Here is a 25,575-nt window from a genome sequence, read left to right on the forward strand (position 1 = left end):
CGACGCGGCGCTTTCGACGGTGTTTGAGCAGGAAAGGGCGGTGCCGGATTATCTGCTGCCCGGCTTTCGCTGGGCCTGAAATCTACACGGAGACGGGTGCGATCAACTCCAGAGAAACGAGTTCGCGCGCGACTTCGTCCCAGTCGGCGCAGATGGTTCGGGCGCCGGCCACGCGTAGTTTCTCGGCATGCCCCGGATAGGTGTGGCCGCCGCCGATGAAGCCGATCGCCGTCATGCCGGCGGCGACTGCGCCCTGCACGCCGAAAGGCGAGTCCTCGACAACCGCGCAGTGCTTCGGTTCGATGCTCATCTGATCCGCGGCGAACAGGAAGATGTCGGGGGCGGGCTTCCCGCGCGCGACCATTGACGATGAGAATATGTTCTCGCCGAAGAATCTCGCGAGCCCTGTGACCGAAAGGCTGTGATGTATCCGTTCCAGCGAGGAGGATGAGGCGACGCAGCGGGGATTGGACAGCTGTTCAAGGAAGGGCTTCAGGCCCGCCATCGGCTGCAGACTTTCGGTGAAGAGCGCTTTCACCTCGTCCCATAAATCCGTGGTCTGATGCTCCTCAAGACGATGGCCGGTCGTGAGCCTGATGCGCTCCAGGATGTCGGTCTGCTTCATGCCGACGCATTGCAGGACCGCCTGCGGGTCGAGTTCCATGCCGTGTTTCGAATAGACCCGCCCGTAGGCAAGCGCCGCCAGCGGTTCGCTGTCGACCAGCACGCCGTCGCAGTCGAATATGATCAATGTGTCTTGCATGCTCGCTCCGGTTTGCGCGCCAGGTGTCACAGGCCGCGTAGCGCTTCAAGAAGTTCGTCGTGAATGAGCCCGTTCGAGCCGACCTTCTGCGTGTCCTCGTCTGTGGAGTCGACACCTGAAAGCGTGGTGACCTTGCCTCCTGCTGCGCGTAGCAGCGGCATGGCAGCCGCGTAGGACACGACGTCGGCCTTGATCGAAACCGCCGCATCGAGCTGGCCGGCGGCGACCATCGAATATTCAAAGGCCCCTGAGACGATAACGCGCACGCCGCGCGCGCCGACGCCGAGCCGCCGCACGATCTCTGCGGTGCGCGCCACCTCCTCGGCCGAAAAGTGCGACGTCAGCACGACGGCAATGACCGCATCGGCCAGTCTTGCAGTTGTCGACACATTGGCCGTCTTGCCGTTGACGGTCGCGATCCCCTCGCAGGTGTAGTGCGCCTCGAAGCCGGCGGCGGGCGCGACGGTCAGGCCGACCTTCGTCGCACCCTGCTCCTGATAGGCCATGGTGACGGAGAACCACGGCAGGCCGGACGCGTAGTTTATCGTGCCGTCGAGCGGGTCGACGATCCAGCGGCTTTCGCCCAAGATTCCCGTCGTGCCGGCTTCTTCCGACAGGATGGAAGCTTGCGGCGTAAGCGCGCGCAGCCCGTCGATGACAATGCGCTCCGAAGCGAGATCGGCGGCGGTGACAATGTCCAGCCCTTCCTTGCGAGTGACGTCGAGGCGCTCCTCGCGCATCGACATCAACGTCGCGGCTGCCTTGCGTGCGACGGCATCGGCGTCTTTCAGGATTTGACGGTAGTCGCTCATGTTTCGTTTTTCCCGGGGTAGTCGACATCGGTGATGAAATCGTGGGCGGGGCCAAAATCGCCGATCGGGACGACGTGCGAAACGATACCGGTCTGCGGCGACCAGGCGTGCAGGGCGAAAGCCGGCGGTTCGAAGATGAAGCGATTGGGCTCGCCCGGACGAAGATCGAGCGCGACCTGGTGCGCGACGCCCGGCGCGACGAAGCCGACCGTGCCGGCAAAGCGCGTGGTGATGGGCCGGTGATAGTGCCCGCAGGCCACCCGCTCAATTTCGGCGTGGGACCTGATCATGTCGCGGAAGCCGTCGCCGACGACGCACATCATGATGTCCATGCCGTGCACGCCGACGGGAAAGGGCGGATGGTGCATGAAGACGAAGGTCGGGCGGCCGTCGCCCTCGGCGAGACGCTCACCGAGCCAGGCTTCGCGCCGCTCGCAGATCGCACCACCGTCCTCGCCCGGCTGCACCGTGTCCAGCCCGATAAGGCGGACCGGAAGGTCCTCGATCGTATAATGCAGGAAATCCGGCGACTGGCTCAGATAGGGGAATTTCGGCGCCATCACCTCGCGCATTGTCTCACGCCGGTCGTGGTTGCCAGGAATGACGAAGACGGGCATGGGCAGGGCCGACAGCATGTCGGCGACCAGCGCATACTCTTCCGGGCGACCGCAATCGGCGAGATCGCCGGTGACGAGGACGCAATCGGGCGCCGGATCGAGCGCGGCGACGGTCGCGATGGCGCGACGAGTCATGGTGTTGGTCTGGAGACCCTCATAGGCCATCTGGCCGTCGGGTCGGATATGAAAATCGCTGATCTGTGCAATGAGCATCGGGAGGTCCGGCAGTGTGAAGGGAGGGCTGACACAAGAAGGGCGCCACATCGGCGCCACCTTAAAAAGGGCGCGCCAGCCGAAGCAGGCCGGCGCGCGTGGCATGGCGACTTATTTCATGAGTGCCTGTGTTTCGGAGACGAGGCTGTCGAGCCCGTCCTTGATGGATACGTCGCCGCTCATGACCTTGCTGATGATCTCGCGCTGGGTGCGCCAGATGCGGACCGTGTTGCCCGCCGAATAGCCGGGCCACGGGCGCGACAGTGCCATCTGCTTGGCAACGGTGGCGTAATTCGGGTTCGCTTCGTAGAACGGGCCGAGATAGTCGGTCCCGGTGGCGGCCTTGTTGGTCGGGAGGTAGCCGCTCATCTTCACGACCTGCTCCTGCGCCTTGGGGCCGGTGACGAATTTAAGGAATTCCCAGGCCGCCTTCTGCTTTGCCGGGTCGGAGGCAGTGATCACCGCCGCGTTGCCGCCTGTGGGCAGGCCACCCTTTTCCTTGTCGTCGACCGGGAAGACCGCGGTACGCAGCTTGAATCGGTCGCCGATCAGTTCGGTATCCTGGCTGAGACGGGCAGGCGTATCGAAGAAGATGCCAATCTGGCCGGCGATAAAGGCCTGGCGCGACTGATCCCAGTCGATCAACGGCATGCCGGCATCGGTGACGAAGCTGCGGAAATATTCCAGCGCCTTCAGGCCGTGCTCGTCGCCGAAGGCCACTTTGCCGTCCTTGGTCAGCTCGCCCCCACCTTGCATCAACATGGCGTCCCAGAGCCATTCGTCGGGCCAGTCATGAATATTGTAGGCGAGGCCGGCGATGCCGGAACCGGTGGCCTTGATCTTCTTGGCGAGTTCCATAATGCCCGGCCAGTCGGTAGGCATGTTGTCGGGATCGCCGCCGGCCTTTTTAACCAGGTCGGCATTGTAGAACATGATCGGCATGGAAGCGTTGAAGGCCAGTCCGTAGAGCTTGCCGTCCACCCGGCCGAGGTCGAGAATGTTGTCGGCGTAGTTGGCGTCGCGCCATTCCTTCGACTCAGCGTCCATCATCGTGCCGAGGTCCAATATCTGGTTGCGCGCCTTCAGCTTGCCGACCAATTCATGCAGGACGTGATAGCCCGAATAATAGACGTCGGGCAGGTTGTTGGTGATGGAGGCCCGCAGCATGGCTTGGTGGCCTTCGTCGTAGCTGGCCGCCGGCGCGCGGAACTGGATCTTGATGTCGGGATGTTCCTTCATGAATTCCGCGGCCAGCGGCTCATGGAACTTCGCGAAGGCCGGGAATGCGTAGTAGACGTCGAGCGTCACGGGAGACTGGGCCAGCGCTGTCGACGCCGCTCCCAGCAATACGGCCGAGGCCGCGATGATCTTTGACAGGAATTTCATTAAGGCTTTCCTCCGGTTATGCGATTTGCCCGATGCTCTTGAGGCGATGATGCCGCCTTGCCCCGCGAAAGGTGTGGGGGAACGGCGCGACCGGGCTTCTAGCCGCGCCAGTTGTCAGTTTTATTTCACGCCGGTCATCGTGACGCCCTCGATGAAGCGGCGGCGTGCGAACAGGAACGCGAGCAGCAGAGGCGCGGTCAGGATGGTCGCGGCGGCCGTCAGTGCGCCGTAATTGGTGCCGGCTTCGGCGTCCGAGAAGAACATCATGCCGAGCGGCGGCGGCGCCAGGTTGACGTCGGATATGACGATTAGCGGCCAGTAGAGGTCGTTCCAGTGCGCGACGAAGGAAAACACCGCGAAGGCGGCGATCGCCGGCATGGCGCTGGGCGTGACGATGCGCCACACGATCTCGAACTCGCTCATCCCGTCGAGCCGCGCGGCATGAATGATGTCGTCGGGGAAGGAACGGAAAAACTGCCTGAACAGGAAGATCGCGAAGACTGAGAGGAAGAAGGGCACCATCATGGCGAAATAGGTATTCAGCAGGTCCATCTTCGCCAGCGCGATGTAGATCGGCAGCGCCGGCACCTGTTCGGGCACGCATAGGCCGAGCAGGACGAGGACGAAAAGCAGGTTGCGGCCCGGGAACTTCAGCTTGGCCAACGCGTAGGCGCATGGGATGGCGACCAGAAGCTGGATGATGAGGATGCCGCCGCACACTATGACGCCGTTGAGAGCGAAGCGCAGCAGCGGCGCGCTGGTCAGCGCCATCGCATAATTCTCGAAGCCGTAGAAATGCTTCGGCCAGATCCTGAGCTGGGCGTTGAACACCTCTTCCGGCGGCTTGATCGAGGTCACCAGCATCCACAGGAAAGGCAGGAGAATGAAGGCCGCGCCGGTGATCAGGATGCCGTGAGTGATGAACAGAGAGGCGAAGCGCCGGCCGGCGGAGCCAGCTGGTGTGGTTGTTGTGCCCGTCATCGCGGGAGCAGTGATGGTTGTGTCGGTCATCAGTAATGCACCCTGCGGTCCATGACGACGGTCTGGAGGATCGAGAAGACCAGAATGAAAATGAGGAAGATGAAGGTGAGGACCGACGCATACGCCATGCGGAAGTACTGGAAGCCTTCGAGGTAGACTTTGTAGAGCAGGACCTCGGTCGATCCCACCGGACCGCCATGGGTCAGCACCGCCACCGTGTCGAACACCTTGAAGGCGGTGATCGAACTGGTGACGATGACGAACATGGTCGTCGGTCCCAGCAGCGGCCACGTGATCGTCAGGAAGCGGTCGATTTCGCCGCCGCAGCCGTCGATCTCGGCGGCTTCGTAGAGGTCCTTTGGAATGGTCGAGAGGCCGGCCAGGAACAGGATCATATTGAAGCCGACCAGTTGCCAGATGCCGATCACGGCAAGCGTCGGCAGCGCCAGCGAGGGATTGCTCAGGAAGGCGACCTCGCCGATGCCGAGCCAGCGCAGCACCGCGCTCACCGGGCCGAGGCTGGGGTGCAGCAGGAACTGCCACACGGTCGCCATGGCGATGAAGGTCGAGGTCACAGGCAGGAAGTAGATGATTTCGTAGAGTGAGCGGGTGCGCTTGCGGCGGTGAACGAGGACGGCGACGAGCAGCGACAGGATCACCGAGCCGGGCAGGACGATCGCGACGTAGACGAGCGTGTTCTTGAGTGCGCGGCGGAATTCCGGATCGGTCAGCGCGTCGGTGATGTTTTGCAGGCCGACATAATGGACATCGACCTCGCCGAGCTCGTAGTCGGTGAAACTGAGATAACCGAGCACGCCGAGCGGCACGAGAATCGTCAGCACCAGCAAAAGCAGGGCAGGCAGCGCGAAGCCGCCGGCGACCAGCCTCTCGATGAAGGCCTGCCGGGCACCGGGCCGGGCGGGCGGAGCGGGTACCGCGGTCAGGCTCATGATGCGCGCGCTCCCTCTGCGAGGCGCAGCTTTCCCTTGGCGGCGGTGGCCGCGTCTTGGGAAACTTGGGGTTCCACGCGGTTTCCGGCGGCATCGAAGACATGGCAGGCCGAGGGATGGAACAAGAGTTCGGTGTTCTCGACCTCACCGTCCGGCACGCCCGCGCCTATGCGCGAGGTCACCAAGATCCCAGGGAGCGAGGGAACATCGAAATGCAGGATCTTCTCGGAGCCGAGATGCTCGCTGCGCCGCAGCTTCGCCGGAAGCGGGACCTGGTCCGCCGACTGGCCCGAGACCGCGCCGGGCAGGATCATTTCCGGGCGGACGCCGATCGTCGCTTTCTCTCCGGCGGGGAGGGCGGTGCCGATCGGCAGAGGCTTTCCGAGCAATTCCAGCCGCCCACCGACCCCCACCGTCACGGGAATCAGGTTGATCGTCGGGCTGCCGATGAACTGGGCGACCTGGACGTTGGCCGGCCTGTCGTAGAGTTCGTCGGGCGTGCCGAGTTGAAGGATGTCTCCGCCTTCCATCATGGCGACCCGGCTTGACATAGTCATCGCCTCGACCTGGTCGTGCGTGACGTAGACGAATGTCGCGCCGAGTCTCTGGTGAAGCTCGGCCAGCTCGCTACGCATGTGGACGCGCAGCTTGGCGTCGAGGTTAGAAAGTGGCTCGTCCATCAGGAAAGCGGCGGGCTGGCGCACCATGGCGCGACCGAGCGCGACGCGCTGACGCTGGCCGCCGGAGAGCTGGGCGGGCTTGCGCTCTAAAAGAGGTTCAATCTGAAGTTGCGCCGCGATGCCCCTGACCTGCTTGCCGATCTCCTGCATCACCTTGCGGCGCCGGGACGAGAGTAGGCGGACGAGCGGCAGGCGCTCGTAGAGGCTAAGCCCGGTCATCGTCAGGGGCAGCGCCATGTTGTTGAAGACGGACATGTGCGGGTAGAGCGCGTAGCTCTGGAACACCATGGCGATGCGCCGCTCATGCGGCCTCAGATGATCGATCGGCGCGCCATCGACGAGGATCGAGCCCGAGGTTTGCGGCTCGAGGCCGGCGATGATGCGGATGAGCGTCGATTTTCCGCAGCCGGAGGGGCCGACAAGCGTCAGGAACTCGCCATCGTTGATGGACAGGTTGATGTCTTTGAGAACCCGGTGGGGCCCGAAGGACTTCGAAAGGTTCTTTATTTCCACTGCAGCCACTGGGGTTGCTCCGTTTCGCGAACAATTGGGTAGAGGCGCTATCTCGGTGGATAGACCTCATGCACGACATCACCGATGAAAAAGGGTGTGAGGCCCGGAATTTCATGAGGCCGCACGGTGAAATCGGACCCGGAAAAGTCGTAGACGAGCACGCCCAAGGTGGCTTCTCCGGCCATCCCTTCCGGCTGCAAGTGCGCCTCGACGAGGAAGCCGGACGACGGCCCCCACAGGTACCGGACGCCGCCGAGTTGACGATCGTAGAGTTTGTGCAGGTGGCCGCTGGCCACGAAGGCCACGTCGTAGCGGCGCACCATGTCGAGCAGTTGCGCGCGAGGCTCGGGAGTGGGCGCCCAGTATCCAACGTCGCCTTCGGTCGGCTCGCCGATGAAGAGCGGGCGATGGGTGAACCAGCCGATCCGGCGCCCGGACGCTTCGCGCATGGCGTTTTCCAGCCACGCGATCTGCTCCGTTTCGGCCGGCTCGTCGCTGCCGAACAGCATCGAATCGAGTCCGATCAGGCGCCAGCCCTCGATGTCGCGATGCCACCAGTCCGGCCCGAAATGACGTCGCCAGCGGGCCAGGCGTTCTGCGTTGACTGGCTGATAGAGATGCTTGGGCTCGCCCACGTCGTGATTGCCCGGCACGGCGAGATAGGGCAGTCCGATGGAGTCCATCATCTCGGCGCAATAGCGCATGTCCTCCTCGACATCGGCGCCATCCACGGTGACGTCGCCTGTATGGATAACGAGGTCGGCATCGCTTTCCTTCAGCCAGTCGAGGAGCGGCTGGCTGTTGGCAAGGAAATGCCGCTTACCAGGGCTGAGATGGGTATCGGAAATCTGCACTATTCGCGTCATCGGACGTTCTGGAACCTTTGCCGCGTCTTGCGGTGTTGATCTCGTCGTGTCGAAAGAAGCGCCTGAAGGCGGACGCATTCTTTCCCCTGCCTGTGAAGGTGTGACGACGACGTCGGATTTTTAGGTCCAGGACGCGGCGTCTCCCGCAGGAAAGGCTCACTCGGTTGAAACGGCTTGGACCGGCATATTGAACCTCCCATCGTGTTCTCCGTCCGATGCCCATTGTCAGGGCATTCTGAGGTGCGGAAAACTTCCTCCAGCATTTAATTGAAAAAAATTTCACAGCTTGATAAAAATATCAAGATAAAAATCGCGACCGTAGCCGCACCTCTAATTGCCGCGCCTATGAGGGTGCTGCCGAAGCGGTGCAGATCGACCAGACCGAGATCGAGTATTTGAGCGCGGCCGTGAACCGCTACTTCAAAGAGAAGCTGCGCCCCCAGGACTTGCTGTATGCGTTCTGGGGCGTGCGGCTGTTGTTCGACGACGGCAATGGGAACCCTTCGGCGGTTACGCGCGACTACGTCTTCGACGTTGACGAGACCGGGGGCACGCCACTGTTCAATGTCTTCGGCGGCAAGATCACGACCTTCCGGAAATTGGCCTAGCGCGGCCCATCGCCTCGAACATATCTTTCCGCAGATGGGGGGCGACTGGACCGCGAGTGTGCCGCTGCCGGGCGGCAACATGCCGAACGCGGACTTTGAGCCTTCCGTCAACGGATTATGCGAAACATGGCCGTGGATGCCGCGCGCCCTCGTTCATCATTACCGGCGGCTCTACGGCACGCGGCCAGGAGGTGGTGGGCGCCACGGCTGGCATGTCCGACCTCGGGCAGCACTATGGCGGGCTGCTCTATGACTCGGAAGCGCGTTACCTGGTGGCGAGGGAGTGAGGGCGCACGCCCGAGGACATCCTCCCGCGGCATGGCGGGCCTCTTGGGACGACTTGCTGTGGGTCATAAGCTGGACGGTTTGACCGGCGCTAGCTGCCAAGCCAGTCCCGGACAACTCCATTGAATTCGCGTGGGCGATCGATCATGACCATGTGAGCGGCATTGGCGAAAATGTGCATGTCGGCTTGCGGCGCGCGTTCCAGCAGCTTGATGCCGCGCGCCACCGGCACGGTTTCGTCGCAGCCTGACCAGGCTATGAACAGCTTGGCCTGCATGGTGGGCAAATGCGGAAGGAGATGGTCCTCCTGGATCTGGGTATATTCGGTGTCGTCCTTTTTCCGGGCAGCCTGCTTGAAGCGCTCCAACTGACCGGACTCGCAGGCCAGGCGGTAGTTCTTTTTTAGCAGCTCCACGAACTCCGGCGGATTCTTCGTGCTTAGCCTCGCATTGGTTCGCAGAAAGTCTTCCTCGGTGTCGCATCCCTCGAGCACATTATACGCTGCTGCCGCTGCTGCCTGCCAAGCGTGGTCCTCATTTCCGCCGAGGCGCGGGGAGGTCGCACCGCTGCTCACGACGACCACCTTATCGACCAGACCTGGCTTTTCAACGGCGAGCATTGCCGCGATGAAACCGCCTTCGGAATGGCCGACGAGCGCGCATCGGGTGACGCCGAGCGCTTCGATGAAGGCTGAAACGTGATGCCGCCTTTCGAGGCGGGGAACGTGTTTCCCGTCCACCGGCGCATCCGAGAGACCGAAGCCGACCAGATCGGGCGCCAGCACCCGGAAGTCATGCGCGAGTGCCGGGATGGTGTTGTGCCAGGTGGACCAGGCATCGATCGCCAGTGACGAGCCGTGCAGCAGGATCACGGCCGGTCCGCTGCCAGCTTCGAAATAGCGCGTACGGATGCCGCCCGCCACGACATAATTCTCCTTCACCGTCGCCGCGGGTAGCGGCGGACGGGCGGCGTCTCGCGCTTTCAAGCGCCGCCGATCAGCTGACGGATTGGTTTTCAAGCTGTTCGATCATCCCGAGCGCGAACTGGGCGGCTTTGCGTACATGCTTTTTTGCAAGCCGCTCGGCATCCGATGCCCTGCGATTCACAAGGGCGTCGAGCAGGGCTGCCAGCTCTTCCTGAGATGCCTTTCGCCGCTCTGCATCGGAAAGAGAAATCATGCGCAACTGTGAGGCCCGCATATGGATGCTGCGAAGCATCCGTTCCGCCTCGGAATTGTTCGCGCCCGCTACCAAGACGTCGTAGAATCTAGTCTTTGCAGCTATCATTTCGCGCGCCACACCGACGCGATAGGTTTCCATCAACTCGTCATACACGCCCCGACAACGCGTGATATGATCGTCAGTCGCATTCTCGCAAAACAACCTGCATACAAGCGCCTCCAGCGCCTCGCGAAGATCAAAAATGTCCTTCGCGATCTTGGGATCGACGACAGAGACGATAAGCCCCCGGTTGGGCAGGTTCGTGACAAGGCCCTCGTTCTCGAGCTCGCGCATCGCTTCCCTGAGCGACGTCCGCGAAACGCCCATGCGCTCGCAAAGCGTGCGCTCCACCAGCCGCTCTCCCGGCGCCAGTTCTCCGACGACGATGGCGTTGCGGATGGTATCGGCCACCTGCGTGTACAGGCGCGGCGGAGCATGGACTCGCAGATCATACACGGCGGATTTGCTCCTTTGAAACGTGCGCGAACGAGTGCAATTTCACAAGCATATCAGCTTACCGCAAGCATTGTGCTTCATTCAGTGGCCTGAGGCGTTCAGCGGCCGTGGCTCGTAGGCCCCGTCGATGCGGTCGATATGTTCGGAGGTAAGCACTATGTCCAATGCCGCGACTGCCTCGTCGACATGGTCTGTCGAGGTCGCTCCGAAGATGGGCGCGGTAATGCCGGGGCGCGCCAATGTCCAGGCGAGAGCCACCTGCGCCGGTGTCTTTCCGATGTCGGCGGCAACGGCAGCGACGGCTTCGCGCACGGCGTGGTCGCCGTCGCGGTGGTAATATTTCTGCGTATAGTCGTCGCTTTTCGTGCGCGCCGTCTGCTGGCCGGGATTGCGGCGATCCGCGGCAAGGAAGCCGCGCGCGATCGGGCTGAACGGTATCAGGGCAACATCATCGTGGCGGCAGTAGGCAAGCAGTTCCCGCTCGCACTCCCGGTGAGCGGGATTGTATTCGCATTGCATCGAGATGAATGCCGGAAGGTCGCGTGCGCTGGCAGCCGCACGGCATTTTGCGAGTGTCCAGCCGGGCATCGTCGTGACGCCTACATAGAGCGCCTTTCCGGCGCGCACGATATCCGCCATGGCATCGACCAGTTCGTCGAGGTCGGTGTCCTTGTCCCAGATATGCGTCTGGAAGAGGTCCACGTGATCGGTTCCAAGGCGGACCAACGAATCGTCGATTGCCTTGAACAGGTGCTTTCTGGAGTAGCCGCGGCCGTTGCAATGCGCGGCCATCGGGTTTCCCGCCTTGGTGGCGATGACGAAGCTGTCGCGCGGCTGCTTGAGAACGAGTATCTGGCCGAGAATGCGTTCACTCTCGCCAGCCGAATAGAAGTCGCAGGTGTCGAAGAAGTTGATGCCGTGGTCGAGGGCGCGCGCAACGATCGGCGCCGACGCCTTCTCATCGAGCACCCAGGCCCGCCATCCCGCGGATCCGAATCCCATCGCGCCGAGGCATAGCCGGGATACCTTCAGATTGCTCTTGCCGAGCCTGACATAGTTCATGTGTCGATCCGTTGCTTGCGTGATGAGGATTTGGCGTTCTGCCCGGAGTCCCGCAGCAGCGACAGCGCGAAAGCCGCGGATCTTTCGACATACCCGCGCGTGAGCTTTTCGGCGAGGTCGGCATCGCGCGCGCGCAGCGCGTCGAAAATGCCGTGGAGCAAGGCCATCGTATTCCTGCGCCGTTCAGCCGAGGCGACGCGGGTGGTGACGGTGCGCAGATAGGTGACGCGGCCATGCAGGAGAAAGGTCATTTGCCTGGTGATGTCGTTGCCTGCGCCTTGCATGATGATGTCCCACACCGCGTCGAGCTTCTCAGCATGCTGCCTGGCAAGCTCGGAGGTGTCGGTTTCGCCTGCTTCCGAAATACGCCGCGCCAATTCGTCCATTTGTTCCTGGCTGGCCCGTTCGACAAACAGGCGCGCCATGGCCGATTCCAGGATTGCGCGGGCCTCGTAGATCTGCCGGACTTCCCGTTCCGACAAGCGGGTCACGAACATGCCCTTGCCGGCTACCCGAGTCACAAGCCCTTCGGACTCAAGCTGGCTCAGCGCTTCCCGAATGCTTGTGCGGCTTACGCCGGTCTGCTCGGCGAGCTTCCGTTCCACCAGCTTGTCACCCGGCTTGAACACTTCGTTGAACAACGCCTCGCGCAGCGTGACAACGGTCTGCTCGCGCAATGTCGGCGAATCCGCAATCGACCAGTCCGTCCATTCATGCATCGCGGCGTCCTCTCCCGTCGTTCCTTCCATGACAGCTACGCGTTCGACTCTTTCATCACAAGTAGCCGATTCAAATACGGTTGACCATATGCCTGTCTGTCGGTATACCAAAAAAATCGAGTTCGAACGAGGGACCTGGGATGGCGCCGATGCGCACCAAAGACGATCTCATCGCCTATGAGAGAAGCGGTAAGGGCCATCCTCTCGTGCTGGTGCACGGTGTCGGCGCCAACCTGCAAAGCTGGGACGACGTCAGCCTCCAATTGGAGGGCAGCTTCGACATTATTCGCTCCGACCTGCGCGGTCATGGTCAGTCCGCGCACATCGATTCGGAATATTCCGTCGAGAAGTTTGCCGCCGATATCGTTCGGGTGATGGACGACGCCGGCGTGCGCAAAGCCCATCTGGTCGGCTTTTCATTGGGGGGCTTGATCGCGCAAGAACTGGCCTGTTCCTATTCGGACCGGTTTGAGCGCGTCGTGCTTCTTTCCGCAGTTGCGGGGCGCACCCCCGCCGAACGTGAGAAGGTTGTGGCGCGCCTGCAGATGATCCGCGACGGCGGTATGGACGCAGTAGTTGGTGCTGCGCACGACCGCTGGTTCACCAAGGAATTCGCCGAGCGCCATCCCGATGTGATCGAGCGGCGAATTGCCGAGCTCAAGGCTGTCCACGTGCCGTCTTACCTGGAGGCGTATCGGGTGTTCGGCCTTACCGAACTGGTGGATCGGCTTCCCGAGATCAGACAGCCAACGCTGGTGATGACGGGCGAATTCGATCAGGGGTCGAATGTCCGGATGGCCGAGACGATGCACCGGCTGATCCCCGATTCGGAATTACGCATTCTGGCCGGCCTGAAGCACAGCGTCCTGGTCGAGGCATCCAAGCTGGTGTCCGACCATGTCCGCGAGTTCCTTTTGCGTCCACGCTGAAAATGAAGGGAAGACGAATGAACGAGACGCTATTTGAGCGTGGGCTGGAGCGGCGCAAGGCGACGCTCGGCAGCGAATATGTTGAAAATTCGCTGAGCAAGGCAACCGAGTTTTCCAAGGGTTTTCAGTCATTTATCACAGAATATTGCTGGGGAACGGCCTGGGGTGACGACAGGCTGGATGCCAGGACCCGCAGCATGCTGAACATCGTCATGATTGCCGCGCTCAACCGCATGCATGAGTGGGAACTGCATTTTCGCGGCGCCCTTCGCAACGGGGTCACCCGTGACGAGCTGGACGCGTTGATAACCCATCTCACGATTTATTGCGGCGTTCCTGTCGGCGTCGAATGCCATCGCATCGCCAACCGCGTGCTTGCCGAACTCGCAGCCGGCGGAGTGGAAAAATGACTGGGGTCCTGATCCGCAAGATCGTCGATTTCGTCGAGGACACGCTTATCGAAGGGGGGCGCGTCGCGCCGGTTCCGCTTCGCATGGCCGCCTGCGCGGCGGTAATCCGCAATCCCTGGGCAGGATCGGCATTCGTCGAGGACCTGCAGCCGCACATCATGGAGCACGCCAAGGCTCTCACGGATGCCCTCGTGCCTCGCCTGGTGGCGATCATGGGCGGTCCGGACAGGATAGAAGCGTTTGGAAAGTGCGCGGTGACCGGGACGGACGGCGAAGTCGAACACGCGGCCGGCCTGATCCACACGCTGCATTTCGGCAATGTCTTCCGCATCGCCGCTGGTGGCGATTCCTTTCTCCCGTTCACGAACAAGCGTGCCGGCGCCGGCACCGCGCTCACCGTTCCCTTGACCCACAAGGACGCTGAGAAGAAGGGAAGCCGCGCTCATTTTCTGACCGTGGAATTCACCATTCCCGACGCGCCTGCGCATGACGAGATCGTCATCGCCTTGGGCGCCGCGAGCGGCGGGCGTCCGCACCATCGCATCGGCGATCGGTTCAACGACATGCGGATCATGGGAGTCGATCAGGCCGGCCGGCCGCTGCCAGCCGAGAGCAAATAACGCGCAAGCCTCCGGGTCCTTGCCCGGAGGCCAATAACGGCAATGCCGATAATATCGGGAACTGAACCAACGGAGGATTTGTCATGGATAGAAGGCAATTTATGGCCGCCGTCAGCGGCTTCGCAATCGTGGCCTCTTTGCCGGCGGTAGCGCTGGCTCAAGATACCCAGCCGGTCACCGGCGGCACGCTCAACGTCGGCTTCATCAGCGACGTCCGCACGCTCGACCCGCTTCAGTCGTCGCAATGGACCGAGCGGCAGATCCTTTTCCTGATATTCGATACGCTTCTCGAGACCGAGGCGGACTTCTCCCTGAAGCCTGCCCTGGCGAAAAGCTGGGAGTTTTCGGACGACGGCAAGCGCGTGGTCCTGAAGCTGCAGGAAGGCGTGAAGTTCCATGACGGCACACCGTTCAACGCCGAGGCCGTGAAATGGAACCTTGATGCACGTCTCGATCCGAAAGGCAACTCATCGCAGCTCAAGTTGCTGGAAGGCGTCAAGAATGTCGAAGTGCTGGACGAATTCACCGTCGCCATCGACATGAAGGAACCTTATCCGCCGCTGCTGGCGCTGTTTGCCGACCGCGCAGGGCTGATGGCTTCGCCAACTGCGGCCAAGAAATACGGCAGCGACGTCGGTTCCAATCCTGTCGGGACCGGTCCGTTCGTTTTCGGCGAATGGGTCCGCGGGTCGCGCATCGCGCTCACCAAGAACGACAGCTATTGGCAGAAGGGAATGCCATATCTCGACGGCATTACCTTCCATGACATTCCGACGAACGTCGTCGGCATTCAGCGCATGGCCATCGGTGAACTGGATTTCATAAGCCAGCTTGATCCGTTGGATACGCGCCTTTCCAAGGCCAGCCCGGACATCGAGCTTGTGCCGTCGAAGGGTGGCGTCTGGTATTCCTACCAGTGGCGGTGGGACGCCGAGCCATATAACAAGCCGGAACTGCGCCAGGCCATCGCGCATGGCCTCAACCGCGACCGCATCAACCAGATCATATGGGCGGGGCAAGGCAAGATTTCCGACAGCTTCACGCCAGACGGCCTGTGGTGGACCCCAACCGATCTGGTGCACTACGAATACGATCCGGAAAAGGCGCGCAAGATCGTGGCTGATTCCGGCCTGAAGGGCACCACCATCAAGCTTGCTGCGCCAAGCGGCGATACGCTGCGACGCTTTGCCGAACTTGCCAAGGAAGACCTCGACGCGATCGGCCTCAACATTGAGCTCGAGCCGGTCCCCCAAAGCGACTACTACGCAAAGGCGGTCTCAGGCGAGATACGCTTCACGCCGATGCGCTGGACGCAACGGGCGGATCCCGACGGCCTGATCCACTATCTCTTCTCCAGCAAAGGCACCGCGAACTCCACGGGCTACAAGAATGACCAAGTGGACAAATGGATCGATGAAGCGCGGGTAATTTCCGATCAGGCGCGCCGCAAGGAATTGTACGAAAAGATCCAGCGTCAGATTTCTGCCGATCTGCCTTACATGCCCGTCGGGTTCAGCATCGAATTCAACGCCATGCGCAACACCGTCAAAGGGTTCGCTCCGATGCCGGACGAGATCCCGCGGTTCCGTTACGTCTGGAAAACGCAGGCCTGATCTTCATGCTTTGCCGCGGCGCGCCGCGCCGCGGCGTCTGGCGCGGGTGGACCCGGTCCCGCCTGCAACCGGTAGAGGAACTTGATCGCCATTATGACCGCCGCCCATCGGATGTGCCCCAACCGCCCGCTTTGCGAGACGGGCTCCCCGGAGACGTTTCTTCAATCCTTCGCGATGAACTGAGGCCGGCATGCTTGCGCTTGTACTTTCCCGCATAGCGATCATGGTTCCGAACGTTATCGTTCTGACGTTTCTGCTGTTCACGTCGGTGACGTCCTTTCTGGGGACGCCGGCGGCGATCATGCTGGGGGAGAACGCATCCCCTCAATCGATCGCCGAACTCAACGCGAAGCTAGGCTTCGACCAGCCCATCCTGTCGCGTTACTGGAACTGGATCAGCGCCGCATTGTCGGGCGACCTGGGCCGGTCTTATTCCACCCAACAGCCTGTCGCGCAAATGATCGCGGATGCCCTTCCTCTAACGCTTGAGCTGGCATCCTGGGCGATCCTCATCGCATTCCTGGGGGCCACGCTGATCAATTCGGCGACGTTCATGAAAAAGCTGGTGGAGCGGCTCACCGCCGCCGTCAGCATCGTCGGCATCACCGTGCCCAATTTCTTTCTCGGACTGCTGCTGATCTACCTTTTTTCGGTTCAGCTCCGCTGGCTGCCGACGACCGGATGGTCGCCGTGGTCACGGGGCGCCGGGCAGCATCTCATCCACATGATCCTGCCCGTCATCACGCTTACGACCTTTTATTTCAGCTCCTTCACGCTCGTCTATAAAGCCGAATACCAGTCGGTGAAAGGCAGCCTCTACATCCAGGCCGCGCGTTCGAAGGGGCTGTCCGAGGCGCGCATTTCCTACCGGCACATTCTGCCCAACAGCATATTGCCGTTGATCACCTATGCCGGTCTTTCGCTTGGACAACTGGTTGGCGGCGCGGTCGTCACCGAAACCGTCTTTTCGATGCCGGGCATGGGCCGGCTTCTGGTGGAAGCGATCTCGTCCCGGGATTTTCCTGTCATGCTGTCGGTTGGAATGGTGATCATCGTCGGCGTGATGATCCTCAACCTTGTGGCGGACGTGACCTACAGCCTCGTCAATCCGCTCGTGCGAACATCGGCTTAGCATCCAATGAGAAAACTTCCATTCCGATTGGTCCTTGGCCTGACGCTTCTGGTGATCATCACTTTGATCGCGGTGTTCGCGCCCTTGATCGCGCCCCTGCACCCGACCGCCACGACGGTAAACGTCCTCGGCCCGCCTTCGGCTGAAAACATCCTTGGCACGGATCAACTTGGCCGGGACGTGCTGTCGCGCGTCATCTACGGAACAAGGGTTTCACTGCAGGTGGGCGCTTCGGCGGCCATAGTGGCTGTGCTGATCGGCGCCCCCATTGGCCTGATCGCCGGATTTTTCCGTGGCTGGATCGATTTTGTCCTCGTCCAGATCATCGACATTTTCATCGCCTTGCCGGGGCTCGTTCTCGCATTGATCATCACCGCGATGCTCGGGCCATCGGTGGTCAACCTGGCGGTCACGCTGGGTGTCGTCACCGCGCCGACGGTCGCCCGGCTGGTTCGTGGTCAGGTCTTCGTCGTCCGGGAAATGGTCTTCGTGGAAGCTGCGCGCGCCACGGGCGCAAGCTCTTTCTGGATCATCCGCCATCATATCATGCCAAACACGATGCGCGTGGTGTGGGCGCAGTTCGCAATCAATGTGGCCTTCGCGATCTTCACCTCCGCAAGCCTCAGCTTCCTGGGGCTGGGCGTTCCTCCGCCGGCTCCGGACTGGGGCGGCATGGTACGCGACGGTTCGATGTTCCTGCCGATCCTGCCGCTGCTCAGCCTGGGGCCGGGCGCTGCCGTCGCCCTTACAGTTTTCACATTTTATCTTGTCGGGTCGAGCATGAACGAGGCCGCGTCCCGCAATGATCGCTGATTGGAACAGGGAAATGACGTCTAACCAGATCGAGCCGCCGCTGCCGGCATTCATAGAACAACGCCTGCAGGAGTTTGCCGGCCGGGAAGGTGCCCTGAAAGCGCGGCGATGGATGCGGCCGGCGGATGTTCTGATGCGTGTGGAGAACCTTCGCTGCTTCAAGGCTTCGCGCGTCAGTTTTGCCGACATGTTGTTGCGCAGGATCGTTCGCGAACGCTGGCAGATAAGGATGATCTCGGCGGAATGCGGCGATGACGGCGCGGCGAGATTCGTCTACCGGATCGACGCGGAAGGCCATTCCTTCTCCTATATTGCCCGAGCATATCCATGGGACGGAATCGAAAAAGTCGGACGCCGCTCCGATGGCGCGGACCGTGACATGTTCGGCGCGCTCTTCGTCAATCTTGCCAGCCAACAGCGTATCGAGCGGGAATTTGAAACGTTCGACATCAAGGCTGAAGGCCAGATGCGTACGGATTCGGATGTGGTCGGCTGGACCCCGGCCAATCGCAGCAGCCGGCATTTCGACGCCGTAGTCGAAGCACTGTCCCGCGGCGAACAGCCCGCCCCCGAGCTCGGCATCGCCTATCTCATGCGGAACGGTGGCTTTCAAAGCAGCGGCCGGAATGGCACGGTTTCCTATCCGGGCATTCCCGAGGGGCATCCGCTGGCGCACCCGTTCTTTGCGGATATCTTCGCCATCTACCTGGTGCGGCTCGTCTCCATCGATCTCGTCAATGCCGTGGCGCGGCGGCGCAATCCGGACGCAGCGCAGCTCGACATTTCGATCGCGCGCGGGCTTGGAATAGGCAACTCCTCAGGCCAGGGCATGTGCGTTGCCCTCCAGCGCTGGCCGCATTGGGTCGCCACATGGGTGACCGTACGCGAGGCGGCTCTTGGCTACGCAAAAAGCCTGCCGGTCGATGCGGGAAGCATTTCAGTTGTCCGCGGCTCGATAGAGAGCACCATCCGCATCTATGCGCAGACCGACCCACAGACGCAGGACTACGTGGTGGCCAACGAAACCATCATCGAGAACCTGACACGCATATCGGCAAGCCTGCGCGAAGGACAGTTTCGGTGCTGGGGCGACGTTGCTGCGCACGTCGCAGAAGTCATGGATGGCGAGACCAGTGAGCAGTTCCACAGCGTACTTCTCGACGTGGTACCGGACTTTTGTGACGCCATCGCGCCCTATTTCCAGATCGGCGCAGCCCGCAAGCGGCAATTGCAGCCAGCAATGACGGTCGCTGAATTGCGCGAGATCCTGCGCAGGAACTACGTCTGGGCTCTCACCGCCGACCGCACGCTTGCCGAAACCCATCAGCACTTCTGGTACCATTCGATCGACAATGGCGAACAAAGGCGCGGCGAGCGGGTCATCGACCCGCACGAGCGTTTCGAATCCTTCATCGATCATATCGGATTGATCCAGAGGCTGGCGGCGGTGCTGGTCAGCCGTGGTGACAAGGAGCGCGCCGGCGACGTCGTCCTCGACCATCCGGACTTGCATTACGCCATTTCGCGGGTGCAATATCTGGATGGCCTGCTCTATGCGGAAATACGCGATCCGCTCGCGCATCGCGATTTCGTCCCCGCCGATCTCATACGGTTTTTCCTTGCGTCGCTGGGCATTCGCGGCTCGACGCCGCTCAGCATCCGCTATGTGCGGGGGACTTTCTTCCAAGACCAGCCGCTGCCTTCGGAATTCCTCGAGCCTGGCAGGCCGGGTTCCCGGGTTCGCAAGCATGAGAATGAGGTCGCCCTGTGAGCACGAGCATGTTTGTTGCCTATTCCGAACTGACTCGCGTCCTGCCGTGGTCGCTCAGGGCGCTGGGCTACGCGTTCGGAACCGCTGACCGGGGCGCTCATCTCGTTGCAACAGGTGCGGCGCTCGATCCGGCTATTCTGGATGAAATTCGCCAGGCGGGACCGCGGCCCTCCCATGGCTTCCGCTACCGGAAATCGAACGGGCTCACGATGCTGGACGCCGCCGGCGTTTCATTTCTGGAAACGGGACCTGCCGCGATCGATGCTCTCGCCGCGCATGCAGGCGGCGCCAAATGGGAAATGTGCCGGATATTGGCGGCGACCGAGCTGTCGCTTGTTCCGGCCACGCTGGTCGGTGCGATGGACTACAATCTCTCCTCTATCGGCATCATCGCCAGGGATGGAACCTTCGACTGGCTGTTGGCTGAACCCGACGCACAGGGTGTGCTTTATTCGGGCCGGGGCCGGGATGCCCTGGCGGCGCTCCTCGGTGAGGACACGGCGGTTCTGGAATCGATCGACGCCGCCGGGCTGACGCCGGGCTGCGCGCTTCTCATGGTCAGCGCCCGCAGGCCTGAACTGAAGGCGTCCGGGCACGTTGTCGTTCGGCCTCGGGAAAAGATCGCCATGGCGCACCAGAAGGGCATTCCCCTGTCGCGCGAGACGCTGGATGCGCTGTACGCGCTCGAAATGCTCACCTGGGCTCCAACTTCGGAGCGCTCTCGCTCGCAGGCGGGCTTCACTGTTGCATCGGCGCCAAACTCATGAGTGAACGGAAATCCGATCCAGTGGTCGAGGTAAAAGGCCTCAACGTCGCTTTCGGCAAGCATCAGGTGGTGCATGATGTCGATCTGGCCATCCATGCTGGCGAGACGCTGGCGCTTGTCGGCGAGTCGGGGTCCGGCAAGAGCGTCACCTCCATGACGATCATGGGACTGCTTTCCGGCAATACCCAAGTGACCGGTTCGGTCATCGTGGATGGCCAGCAAGTGGTGGGGGCGTCGACATCGACATTGCGGCGGGTGCGTGGCGGCATTGCCAGCATGATCTTCCAAGAACCGATGATGAGCCTGAACCCGGTTCTGCAGGTCAGCACCCAAATCAAGGAAATGCTGCGCCAGCATCGACCCTTAAGCGATGCCGAGGCGCGGGAGGAGGGCATCCGGCTTTTCGACCGCGTTCGCATTCCTGACGCGCGGCGGCGGTTCAATGACTATCCTCACATGTTCTCCGGGGGGATGCGGCAGCGGATCATGATCGCCATCGCATTGGCGTGCTCGCCGAAGCTGCTTATCGCCGACGAGCCGACAACAGCGCTCGACGTGACGATACAGGCGCAAATCCTCGATCTCCTGAACGAGGTCCAGCGCGATACCGGCACCGCGATCCTGTTCATCACGCATGACATGGGCGTAGTGGCCAACATCGCCGACCGCGTCATGGTCATGCACAAGGGACGCGTGGTGGAGACGGGAGCAGTAAAGGACGTTTTCGAGCGTCCGCGCGAGGACTATACGAGGATGCTGATCGACGCGGTCCCCCGCCTGGGGCAAGGCGTCGCCCGCTCCTACCGCGCGCCCGCCAAGGATGCTGTGCCGAAGCCGGTTTTGAGCGTGCGCAAGCTGGTGACCCGGTTCGACGTGCGTGGCGGGGCGATGCGTCGCAAGGTGGGGCGTCTCCATGCCGTCGAGGGTCTGAGCTTCGACATCATGCCTGGAGAAACGCTGTCGCTGGTTGGCGAATCCGGCTGCGGCAAGTCGACGACCGGACGCAGCATCCTGTTTCTCAATCCTCCGGATTCCGGCGAGGTGGTCTTCGACGGACGCACGGTGCGGCGCGACAACAGGTCCGATCTTTCGGATCTCCGGCGCAATGTGCAGATGATCTTCCAGGATCCTTTCAGTTCCCTGGACCCGAAGCAAAACGTCGGTGCGATCCTGGCGGAGCCCCTGCTATGCCATGGGTTGGCGACCAGGGCCAAGGCCCTGGACAAGGCGAAACATCTTCTGGAGCGTGTCGGCCTCGAACCGTCGATGATCACCCGTCTTCCGCACGAGTTTTCCGGTGGACAGCGTCAGCGAATCTGCATTGCGCGGACCCTGATGCTCGACCCGAAGGTCATTATAGCCGACGAGGCCGTCTCGGCGCTCGACGTTTCGGTAAAGGCGCAGGTGATCGACCTGCTGCTTGAGTTGCAGGAGGACCTGCGGTTGTCCTACCTCTTCATCAGTCACGACATGGCCATTGTCGAACGTGTCAGCCACCGCGTGGCGGTCATGTATCTTGGCGAGATTGTGGAGATCGGGCCCAGCCGCGAGGTGATAGGGAATCCGAAACATCCCTATACCCAGAAGCTGATGGCAGCGGTGCCGAACCCAGAGCCGGCCGCGGACAGGCACCGCTTGATCGGCAAGCCGGTGACGGAATTGCCGTCTCCCGTGCGGCCGCTCGATTTCATTCCGCCGAAGCGGCAGCCTCGCGCGGTCGGACCCGACCACTTCGTGATCGAGTGAAAAGCTTTAACGAGGGCGCTTCAGATGGACGCCCTTGAACGAATCCGGGCAAGGCGCTTCCCGATACCTATGGAGAATTCGATGAACACACATGCTGATCAGTTCCGAATTGGAGAGAAGGCGGCGTCCTTTTTACGCCAGGAGAAAAAACTCCTTATCGATGGAAAATGGGTGCCGGCTCAGTCCGGGAAGATTTTCGACACGTATGATCCGGGCACGGGACGCATAATTGCACAGGTTCCGGAGGGCGACGCCGCCGATATCGACAATGCCGTCAAAGCTGCGCGGCGGGCCTTTGAAGAAGGCCCATGGAGCCGCATCACGCCCAGCGAACGTGGACGTCTCATCTGGAAACTGGCGGATCTGCTGGAACAGAACGCCGATGAACTGGCCGAACTGGAGGTTCTCAACAATGGCAAGCCGCTTGCCAATGCCCGGAATTCCGACGTCGCGCTGAGCGTGGATATGTTCCGCTACATGGCGGGCTGGGCGACCAAGATCACAGGGGAAACCATTTCGATCTCCGCGCCGGACAAGTACCATGCCTTCACGGTGCGCGAGCCGGTCGGCGTCGTCGGGCAGATCATTCCGTGGAATGCGCCACTGCTCATGCTGTCCTGGAAGGCAGCGCCGGCGCTGGCCACCGGCTGCACGATCGTGCTCAAGCCGGCGGAGCAGACGCCGCTGACGGCGCTGCGCTTCGGTGAACTGGTCCAGGAGGCCGGCATTCCCGCCGGCGTGATCAATATCGTGACCGGTTTTGGACCTACGGCGGGCGCAGCGATAGCCTCGCACCCCCAGATCGACAAGGTTGCCTTTACGGGTTCCAGCGAGGTCGGCCGCATCATCGTCAAGGCTGCCGCGGGCAATTTGAAGAAAGTGTCGCTCGAATTGGGAGGGAAGTCGCCCGTCATCGTCTTTCCCGATGCTGACATGTCGGTTGCCATTCCCGGTGTCACGCAGGGCATTTTTGCCAATAGCGGCCAGGTCTGCACCGCAGGATCGCGGCTGTTCGCCCACAAGAAGGTGTTCGACCAGATCGTGGATGGGATCGGCCAGCGGGCGGGGAACATCCGCGTCGGTCATGGCCTCAGCGAAGGCGTCCAGATGGGGCCGGTCATTTCCCCGGTCCAGTGCGACCGCGTCATGAGCTATATCGAGCAGGGCAGGAGCGCCGGTGCAACGGTGGCGTTTGGCGGCACGCGGATAGGCAATGAAGGCAACTTCATTGCGCCGACGGTGCTGACCGATACCCGACCCGACATGGCGGTGGTGCAGGAAGAGATTTTCGGTCCTGTCCTGTGCGCCATGAGCTTCGATGACGACGACCTGGAACAGATCGCGCGGCAGGCGAATGACAGCATCTTCGGACTAGCTGGCAGCGTCTGGACGCGGGACCTGAGCGTCGCCCACAAGATGGTACGGCGAATTCGCGCGGGCCGGATCGGGGTCAACGTACACGGCTCGGTGGACGCGGCGATACCCACCGGCGGCTTCAAGCAATCCGGCTGGGGCAGGGAACGGGGACAGGAAGGGCTGAACCTTTATACGGAGACCAAGTCGGTCATCATGTCGCTTTGAAGGCCTGCCAAACCTTTCGCGAACAGCCGGCAAGGTCGATCCTATCCATGCCGGCCATATGGCGGCGGCATGACCCCCGGTAACGAATATGACTGTGGCGCGCCATCGACCAGGAAGGCTATGTAACGATCGAGTACCGGCAAGCAGCGAGGTTCTGTTGAGCGCTTTGGATCGCCCGCTGTCACGCGTCCTGCGCGACGTGACCAGCCTCATCAATTCCAGCGTCGACCTCGAGACAACGCTGCAGCACCTTGTCGATGCGGCATGCCAGCACGATGCCTGGTCGATGGCGGCGGTGATGAGCATCGATCAGGCGGATGGCAATGCTGTGGTCGTGACCCGGCATGATCCTAGCCAGTTGACGAAGTCCTATCGCAACCGCTGGACGCTGGCGACAAGTCCATCCCTCATCGCGTTGACCCGCAATGATCCGGTGATCATTCGCGATGCCCAGGAGAGCATCGAATTTCCGGGCTATCGGGAAGAGGCAATCCAGCGCGGTTATCGCACTGTCGTGGTTTTGCCTCTGGGCTGCCGGGACATGGAAGACCGCGCGATGGTCTTGTCGGTGCAGTCGCGCGACGTTGTCGATCTGTCAGCGGCCGATCTCGCATTCCTGCAGACGATCGTCCATCTGGGCGCCATAGCCGTGGACAAGGCCCACAGGCTAAGGGCGGAACATGCTGCCGCCGCGCAACTCCAAAACGCACTTGCCGCGCATTCCTCCCTGATGCACCAGGTCCTGTCGGACGGTTCCGTCGCATCCGCGGCTTCCATGGTCGAAACCTTCCTGCCGAACGCAATCGTCGTGGTGGATCTGACTGCCAACCTGGTCGTTGCCGGACGTTCGCCCAAGCCGGACCTCATCGACACCGACCGCTGGCGCGAGGAGATGGACGATTGCATGAGCCGCCAGTTTCTCCGTCTTGCTCGCGATATCTCGGACCAGGCCGGGCTTGAAATGCGCAAGCTGTACCTGAACTGCGGCGGCCATCACCTCAACCTGCCGGCGGCGGTGGAGCCGTTGGTCGTGGATGGCAAGACGGTAGGGGCGCTGATCGTGTTTTCGCTCGACGCCAATTTCGGCGACCTCGATCATCTTCTTCTTCAGAGCGCTCGGTTCGCGCTCAGCGTTCAGTTGATGCGGAGCCATTTACGGTTCCAGACGGAATCGCAGACTTCCAGCGAATTGTTCATGGAAATCGTTTCCGGCAACTGGCGCAACGTGGACGATTTGACGGCGCGGGCGCGCCGGCTCGGCATTGACGTAAACGCCACCGCCAGGCTGGTCGCGATCGGCCTCCCGGAAACTGTGCCGGAAAAGGGCAAGACTATACCCGAACTGCACCGCTCCATCATGCGGCTCGCCGGCCAATTGGCGCCGCAGGCGACCGCCGCCGCATTGGGCGAGATCATTCTGTGCCGCATTCCCGACGCGCCCCGCGACGCGGACACGGTGGTCAAGACGTTTGTGCGCAAGCTGATCGAGGAAACGCAGTGGCTGATCGGCACCAAGCCGATCATCGTGGCGGGTAAGACCTGTTCGAGCATTCACGACTATCCCCAGGCATGGCTTGAATGCGAGCGCATGATCCGTCTTGCCGTCCGCTTCAACCGTACCGGGTTGCTTGCGCCCCAGGACTTCGGTCCTTTTCCGCTGCTGCTTTCGGCGGCCGACAGCAAGGAAGTGAGGTCGTTCGTGGATATCGCCATTGGCGCGGTCGTGCGTCACGACGAGGCGCATGCAACGGACTATATCAGGACCCTGACCGTCTTTCTGGAGCACGGTTGCCGCAGCCAGGCCTGCGCGGACGCGATGGAATTGCATGTTACAACGCTTCGCTACCGCCTGAACCGTATCCAGGAACTGTTTGGCATCGAGATCGATTCACCCGAACGTCGGTTCGCGCTTGAACTGGCAATACGCCTCAACGAGACCATTGCCCGGGAGCAACCTGTCTGATGCGGTCTCTGCTTCGTGTCCTAGGAGTCTGACTGCCGCCTCTCCTGCGTAGAGCAGGAAGACCCTCTCTCACGTCCCTTTATCCTTCCACCCTCCTGGA

Annotated in this window: 23 protein-coding genes and 1 pseudogene; 12 read left to right on the forward strand and 12 right to left on the reverse strand. The window is 61.8% G+C overall.

Annotated features, from left to right (window positions below):
- Nucleotides 1-82: 82 nt before the first annotated feature.
- From FJ940_RS23755 to FJ940_RS23790, 8 genes are all read right to left on the reverse strand, one after another.
- The gene (locus FJ940_RS23755; protein WP_140567202.1) at nucleotides 83-763 is read right to left on the reverse strand and encodes an HAD family phosphatase; all 681 of its coding nucleotides are present in this window, start codon (nucleotides 761-763) and stop codon (nucleotides 83-85) included.
- A 26-nt stretch (nucleotides 764-789) separates the two neighbouring features.
- Complete coding sequence (locus tag FJ940_RS23760; RefSeq protein WP_140561359.1) at nucleotides 790-1,575, reverse strand: inositol monophosphatase; 786 nt, start codon at nucleotides 1,573-1,575, stop codon at nucleotides 790-792.
- Nucleotides 1,572-2,405, reverse strand: coding sequence for a phosphodiesterase (locus tag FJ940_RS23765; RefSeq protein WP_140498512.1), 834 nt, complete (start codon nucleotides 2,403-2,405; stop codon nucleotides 1,572-1,574). The genes FJ940_RS23760 and FJ940_RS23765 overlap by 4 nt, the downstream gene beginning before the upstream one ends.
- Before the next feature lie 111 nt (nucleotides 2,406-2,516).
- Entirely contained in the window at nucleotides 2,517-3,791 is a 1,275-nt protein-coding gene (locus FJ940_RS23770) for an ABC transporter substrate-binding protein (protein ID WP_140513416.1), read from the reverse strand.
- A gap of 120 nt (nucleotides 3,792-3,911) precedes the next feature.
- Nucleotides 3,912-4,772: a carbohydrate ABC transporter permease gene (locus tag FJ940_RS23775; protein ID WP_140525325.1), complete on the reverse strand. Its 861-nt coding sequence runs from the start codon at nucleotides 4,770-4,772 to the stop codon at nucleotides 3,912-3,914.
- A gap of 29 nt (nucleotides 4,773-4,801) precedes the next feature.
- Complete coding sequence (locus FJ940_RS23780; RefSeq protein ID WP_140498510.1) at nucleotides 4,802-5,722, reverse strand: sugar ABC transporter permease; 921 nt, start codon at nucleotides 5,720-5,722, stop codon at nucleotides 4,802-4,804.
- Nucleotides 5,719-6,924, reverse strand: a complete 1,206-nt coding sequence (locus tag FJ940_RS23785) for an ABC transporter ATP-binding protein (RefSeq protein WP_140525274.1) — start codon at nucleotides 6,922-6,924, stop codon at nucleotides 5,719-5,721. The genes FJ940_RS23780 and FJ940_RS23785 overlap by 4 nt, the downstream gene beginning before the upstream one ends.
- A gap of 38 nt (nucleotides 6,925-6,962) precedes the next feature.
- A complete protein-coding gene (locus tag FJ940_RS23790; protein ID WP_181169853.1) occupies nucleotides 6,963-7,769 on the reverse strand; it encodes a metallophosphoesterase in 807 nt (268 codons plus the stop codon).
- A 353-nt stretch (nucleotides 7,770-8,122) separates the two neighbouring features.
- Between FJ940_RS23790 and FJ940_RS28895 the strand changes: the two are divergent.
- Nucleotides 8,123-8,673: pseudogene (locus FJ940_RS28895) on the forward strand (glycerol-3-phosphate dehydrogenase); the annotation flags it as partial.
- Nucleotides 8,674-8,765: 92 nt separating this feature from the next.
- Here the strand turns inward: FJ940_RS28895 and FJ940_RS23800 are convergent.
- The 4 genes from FJ940_RS23800 to FJ940_RS23815 all read right to left on the reverse strand — a co-directional run bounded on the left by FJ940_RS23800 (nucleotide 8,766) and on the right by FJ940_RS23815 (nucleotide 12,131).
- Nucleotides 8,766-9,692, reverse strand: a complete 927-nt coding sequence (locus tag FJ940_RS23800) for an alpha/beta hydrolase (protein WP_140567215.1) — start codon at nucleotides 9,690-9,692, stop codon at nucleotides 8,766-8,768.
- Nucleotides 9,670-10,350 (reverse strand): GntR family transcriptional regulator, encoded by a 681-nt coding sequence (locus FJ940_RS23805; protein ID WP_140513426.1) that lies wholly within the window; start codon nucleotides 10,348-10,350, stop codon nucleotides 9,670-9,672. Before FJ940_RS23805 ends, FJ940_RS23800 begins: the two co-directional genes overlap by 23 nt.
- Nucleotides 10,351-10,431: 81 nt before the next feature.
- Nucleotides 10,432-11,412: an aldo/keto reductase gene (locus FJ940_RS23810; protein WP_140513428.1), complete on the reverse strand. Its 981-nt coding sequence runs from the start codon at nucleotides 11,410-11,412 to the stop codon at nucleotides 10,432-10,434.
- A complete protein-coding gene (locus FJ940_RS23815) occupies nucleotides 11,409-12,131 on the reverse strand; it encodes a GntR family transcriptional regulator (protein WP_181165366.1) in 723 nt (240 codons plus the stop codon). Before FJ940_RS23815 ends, FJ940_RS23810 begins: the two co-directional genes overlap by 4 nt.
- A gap of 149 nt (nucleotides 12,132-12,280) precedes the next feature.
- On the opposite strand from FJ940_RS23815, the gene FJ940_RS23820 reads away from it, so the two are divergent.
- The 11 genes from FJ940_RS23820 to FJ940_RS23870 all read left to right on the forward strand — a co-directional run bounded on the left by FJ940_RS23820 (nucleotide 12,281) and on the right by FJ940_RS23870 (nucleotide 25,475).
- Nucleotides 12,281-13,060: an alpha/beta fold hydrolase gene (locus tag FJ940_RS23820; RefSeq protein WP_181171805.1), complete on the forward strand. Its 780-nt coding sequence runs from the start codon at nucleotides 12,281-12,283 to the stop codon at nucleotides 13,058-13,060.
- A gap of 17 nt (nucleotides 13,061-13,077) precedes the next feature.
- Complete coding sequence (locus tag FJ940_RS23825; protein ID WP_140498501.1) at nucleotides 13,078-13,470, forward strand: carboxymuconolactone decarboxylase family protein; 393 nt, start codon at nucleotides 13,078-13,080, stop codon at nucleotides 13,468-13,470.
- Nucleotides 13,467-14,090: an amino acid synthesis family protein gene (locus FJ940_RS23830; protein WP_140498500.1), complete on the forward strand. Its 624-nt coding sequence runs from the start codon at nucleotides 13,467-13,469 to the stop codon at nucleotides 14,088-14,090. Before FJ940_RS23825 ends, FJ940_RS23830 begins: the two co-directional genes overlap by 4 nt.
- A 101-nt stretch (nucleotides 14,091-14,191) precedes the next feature.
- The gene (locus FJ940_RS23835) at nucleotides 14,192-15,703 is read left to right on the forward strand and encodes an ABC transporter substrate-binding protein (protein WP_181171806.1); all 1,512 of its coding nucleotides are present in this window, start codon (nucleotides 14,192-14,194) and stop codon (nucleotides 15,701-15,703) included.
- A 190-nt stretch (nucleotides 15,704-15,893) separates the two neighbouring features.
- Nucleotides 15,894-16,835 (forward strand): ABC transporter permease, encoded by a 942-nt coding sequence (locus FJ940_RS23840; protein ID WP_140498498.1) that lies wholly within the window; start codon nucleotides 15,894-15,896, stop codon nucleotides 16,833-16,835.
- Nucleotides 16,836-16,907: 72 nt separating this feature from the next.
- Nucleotides 16,908-17,648, forward strand: a complete 741-nt coding sequence (locus FJ940_RS23845) for an ABC transporter permease (protein ID WP_224619722.1) — start codon at nucleotides 16,908-16,910, stop codon at nucleotides 17,646-17,648.
- Between the two features lie 13 nt (nucleotides 17,649-17,661).
- Nucleotides 17,662-19,419: a hypothetical protein gene (locus FJ940_RS23850; protein ID WP_140513437.1), complete on the forward strand. Its 1,758-nt coding sequence runs from the start codon at nucleotides 17,662-17,664 to the stop codon at nucleotides 19,417-19,419.
- 8 nt (nucleotides 19,420-19,427) lie between these two features.
- The gene (locus FJ940_RS23855) at nucleotides 19,428-20,186 is read left to right on the forward strand and encodes a hypothetical protein (RefSeq protein WP_140658117.1); all 759 of its coding nucleotides are present in this window, start codon (nucleotides 19,428-19,430) and stop codon (nucleotides 20,184-20,186) included.
- The gene (locus tag FJ940_RS23860) at nucleotides 20,183-21,931 is read left to right on the forward strand and encodes an ABC transporter ATP-binding protein (RefSeq protein ID WP_140498494.1); all 1,749 of its coding nucleotides are present in this window, start codon (nucleotides 20,183-20,185) and stop codon (nucleotides 21,929-21,931) included. The genes FJ940_RS23855 and FJ940_RS23860 overlap by 4 nt, the downstream gene beginning before the upstream one ends.
- A gap of 24 nt (nucleotides 21,932-21,955) precedes the next feature.
- Nucleotides 21,956-23,512: an aldehyde dehydrogenase family protein gene (locus FJ940_RS23865; protein ID WP_281405887.1), complete on the forward strand. Its 1,557-nt coding sequence runs from the start codon at nucleotides 21,956-21,958 to the stop codon at nucleotides 23,510-23,512.
- Between the two features lie 88 nt (nucleotides 23,513-23,600).
- Nucleotides 23,601-25,475 carry a helix-turn-helix domain-containing protein gene (locus FJ940_RS23870; RefSeq protein ID WP_140498493.1) on the forward strand — a complete coding sequence of 625 codons (1,875 nt, stop codon included), beginning with the start codon at nucleotides 23,601-23,603 and terminating at the stop codon, nucleotides 25,473-25,475.
- Nucleotides 25,476-25,575 lie beyond the last annotated feature (100 nt).

Origin of the sequence: Mesorhizobium sp. B2-3-7 (assembly GCF_006442695.1) — a bacterium.
Classification (GTDB): Bacteria; Pseudomonadota; Alphaproteobacteria; order Rhizobiales; family Rhizobiaceae; genus Mesorhizobium.

Coding starts and splice junctions, on each gene's coding strand:
- FJ940_RS23755 (WP_140567202.1), bottom strand. CDS start 763: ATGCAAGACACATTGATCATATTCGACTGCGACGGCGTGCTGGTCGAC.
- FJ940_RS23760 (WP_140561359.1), bottom strand. CDS start 1,575: ATGAGCGACTACCGTCAAATCCTGAAAGACGCCGATGCCGTCGCACGC.
- FJ940_RS23765 (WP_140498512.1), bottom strand. CDS start 2,405: ATGCTCATTGCACAGATCAGCGATTTTCATATCCGACCCGACGGCCAG.
- FJ940_RS23770 (WP_140513416.1), bottom strand. CDS start 3,791: ATGAAATTCCTGTCAAAGATCATCGCGGCCTCGGCCGTATTGCTGGGA.
- FJ940_RS23775 (WP_140525325.1), bottom strand. CDS start 4,772: ATGACGGGCACAACAACCACACCAGCTGGCTCCGCCGGCCGGCGCTTC.
- FJ940_RS23780 (WP_140498510.1), bottom strand. CDS start 5,722: ATGAGCCTGACCGCGGTACCCGCTCCGCCCGCCCGGCCCGGTGCCCGG.
- FJ940_RS23810 (WP_140513428.1), bottom strand. CDS start 11,412: ATGAACTATGTCAGGCTCGGCAAGAGCAATCTGAAGGTATCCCGGCTA.
- FJ940_RS23815 (WP_181165366.1), bottom strand. CDS start 12,131: ATGCATGAATGGACGGACTGGTCGATTGCGGATTCGCCGACATTGCGC.
- FJ940_RS23820 (WP_181171805.1), top strand. CDS start 12,281: ATGCGCACCAAAGACGATCTCATCGCCTATGAGAGAAGCGGTAAGGGC.
- FJ940_RS23825 (WP_140498501.1), top strand. CDS start 13,078: ATGAACGAGACGCTATTTGAGCGTGGGCTGGAGCGGCGCAAGGCGACG.
- FJ940_RS23830 (WP_140498500.1), top strand. CDS start 13,467: ATGACTGGGGTCCTGATCCGCAAGATCGTCGATTTCGTCGAGGACACG.
- FJ940_RS23835 (WP_181171806.1), top strand. CDS start 14,192: ATGGCCGCCGTCAGCGGCTTCGCAATCGTGGCCTCTTTGCCGGCGGTA.
- FJ940_RS23840 (WP_140498498.1), top strand. CDS start 15,894: ATGCTTGCGCTTGTACTTTCCCGCATAGCGATCATGGTTCCGAACGTT.
- FJ940_RS23850 (WP_140513437.1), top strand. CDS start 17,662: ATGACGTCTAACCAGATCGAGCCGCCGCTGCCGGCATTCATAGAACAA.
- FJ940_RS23855 (WP_140658117.1), top strand. CDS start 19,428: ATGTTTGTTGCCTATTCCGAACTGACTCGCGTCCTGCCGTGGTCGCTC.
- FJ940_RS23860 (WP_140498494.1), top strand. CDS start 20,183: ATGAGTGAACGGAAATCCGATCCAGTGGTCGAGGTAAAAGGCCTCAAC.
- FJ940_RS23865 (WP_281405887.1), top strand. CDS start 21,956: ATGGACGCCCTTGAACGAATCCGGGCAAGGCGCTTCCCGATACCTATG.
- FJ940_RS23870 (WP_140498493.1), top strand. CDS start 23,601: ATGACTGTGGCGCGCCATCGACCAGGAAGGCTATGTAACGATCGAGTA.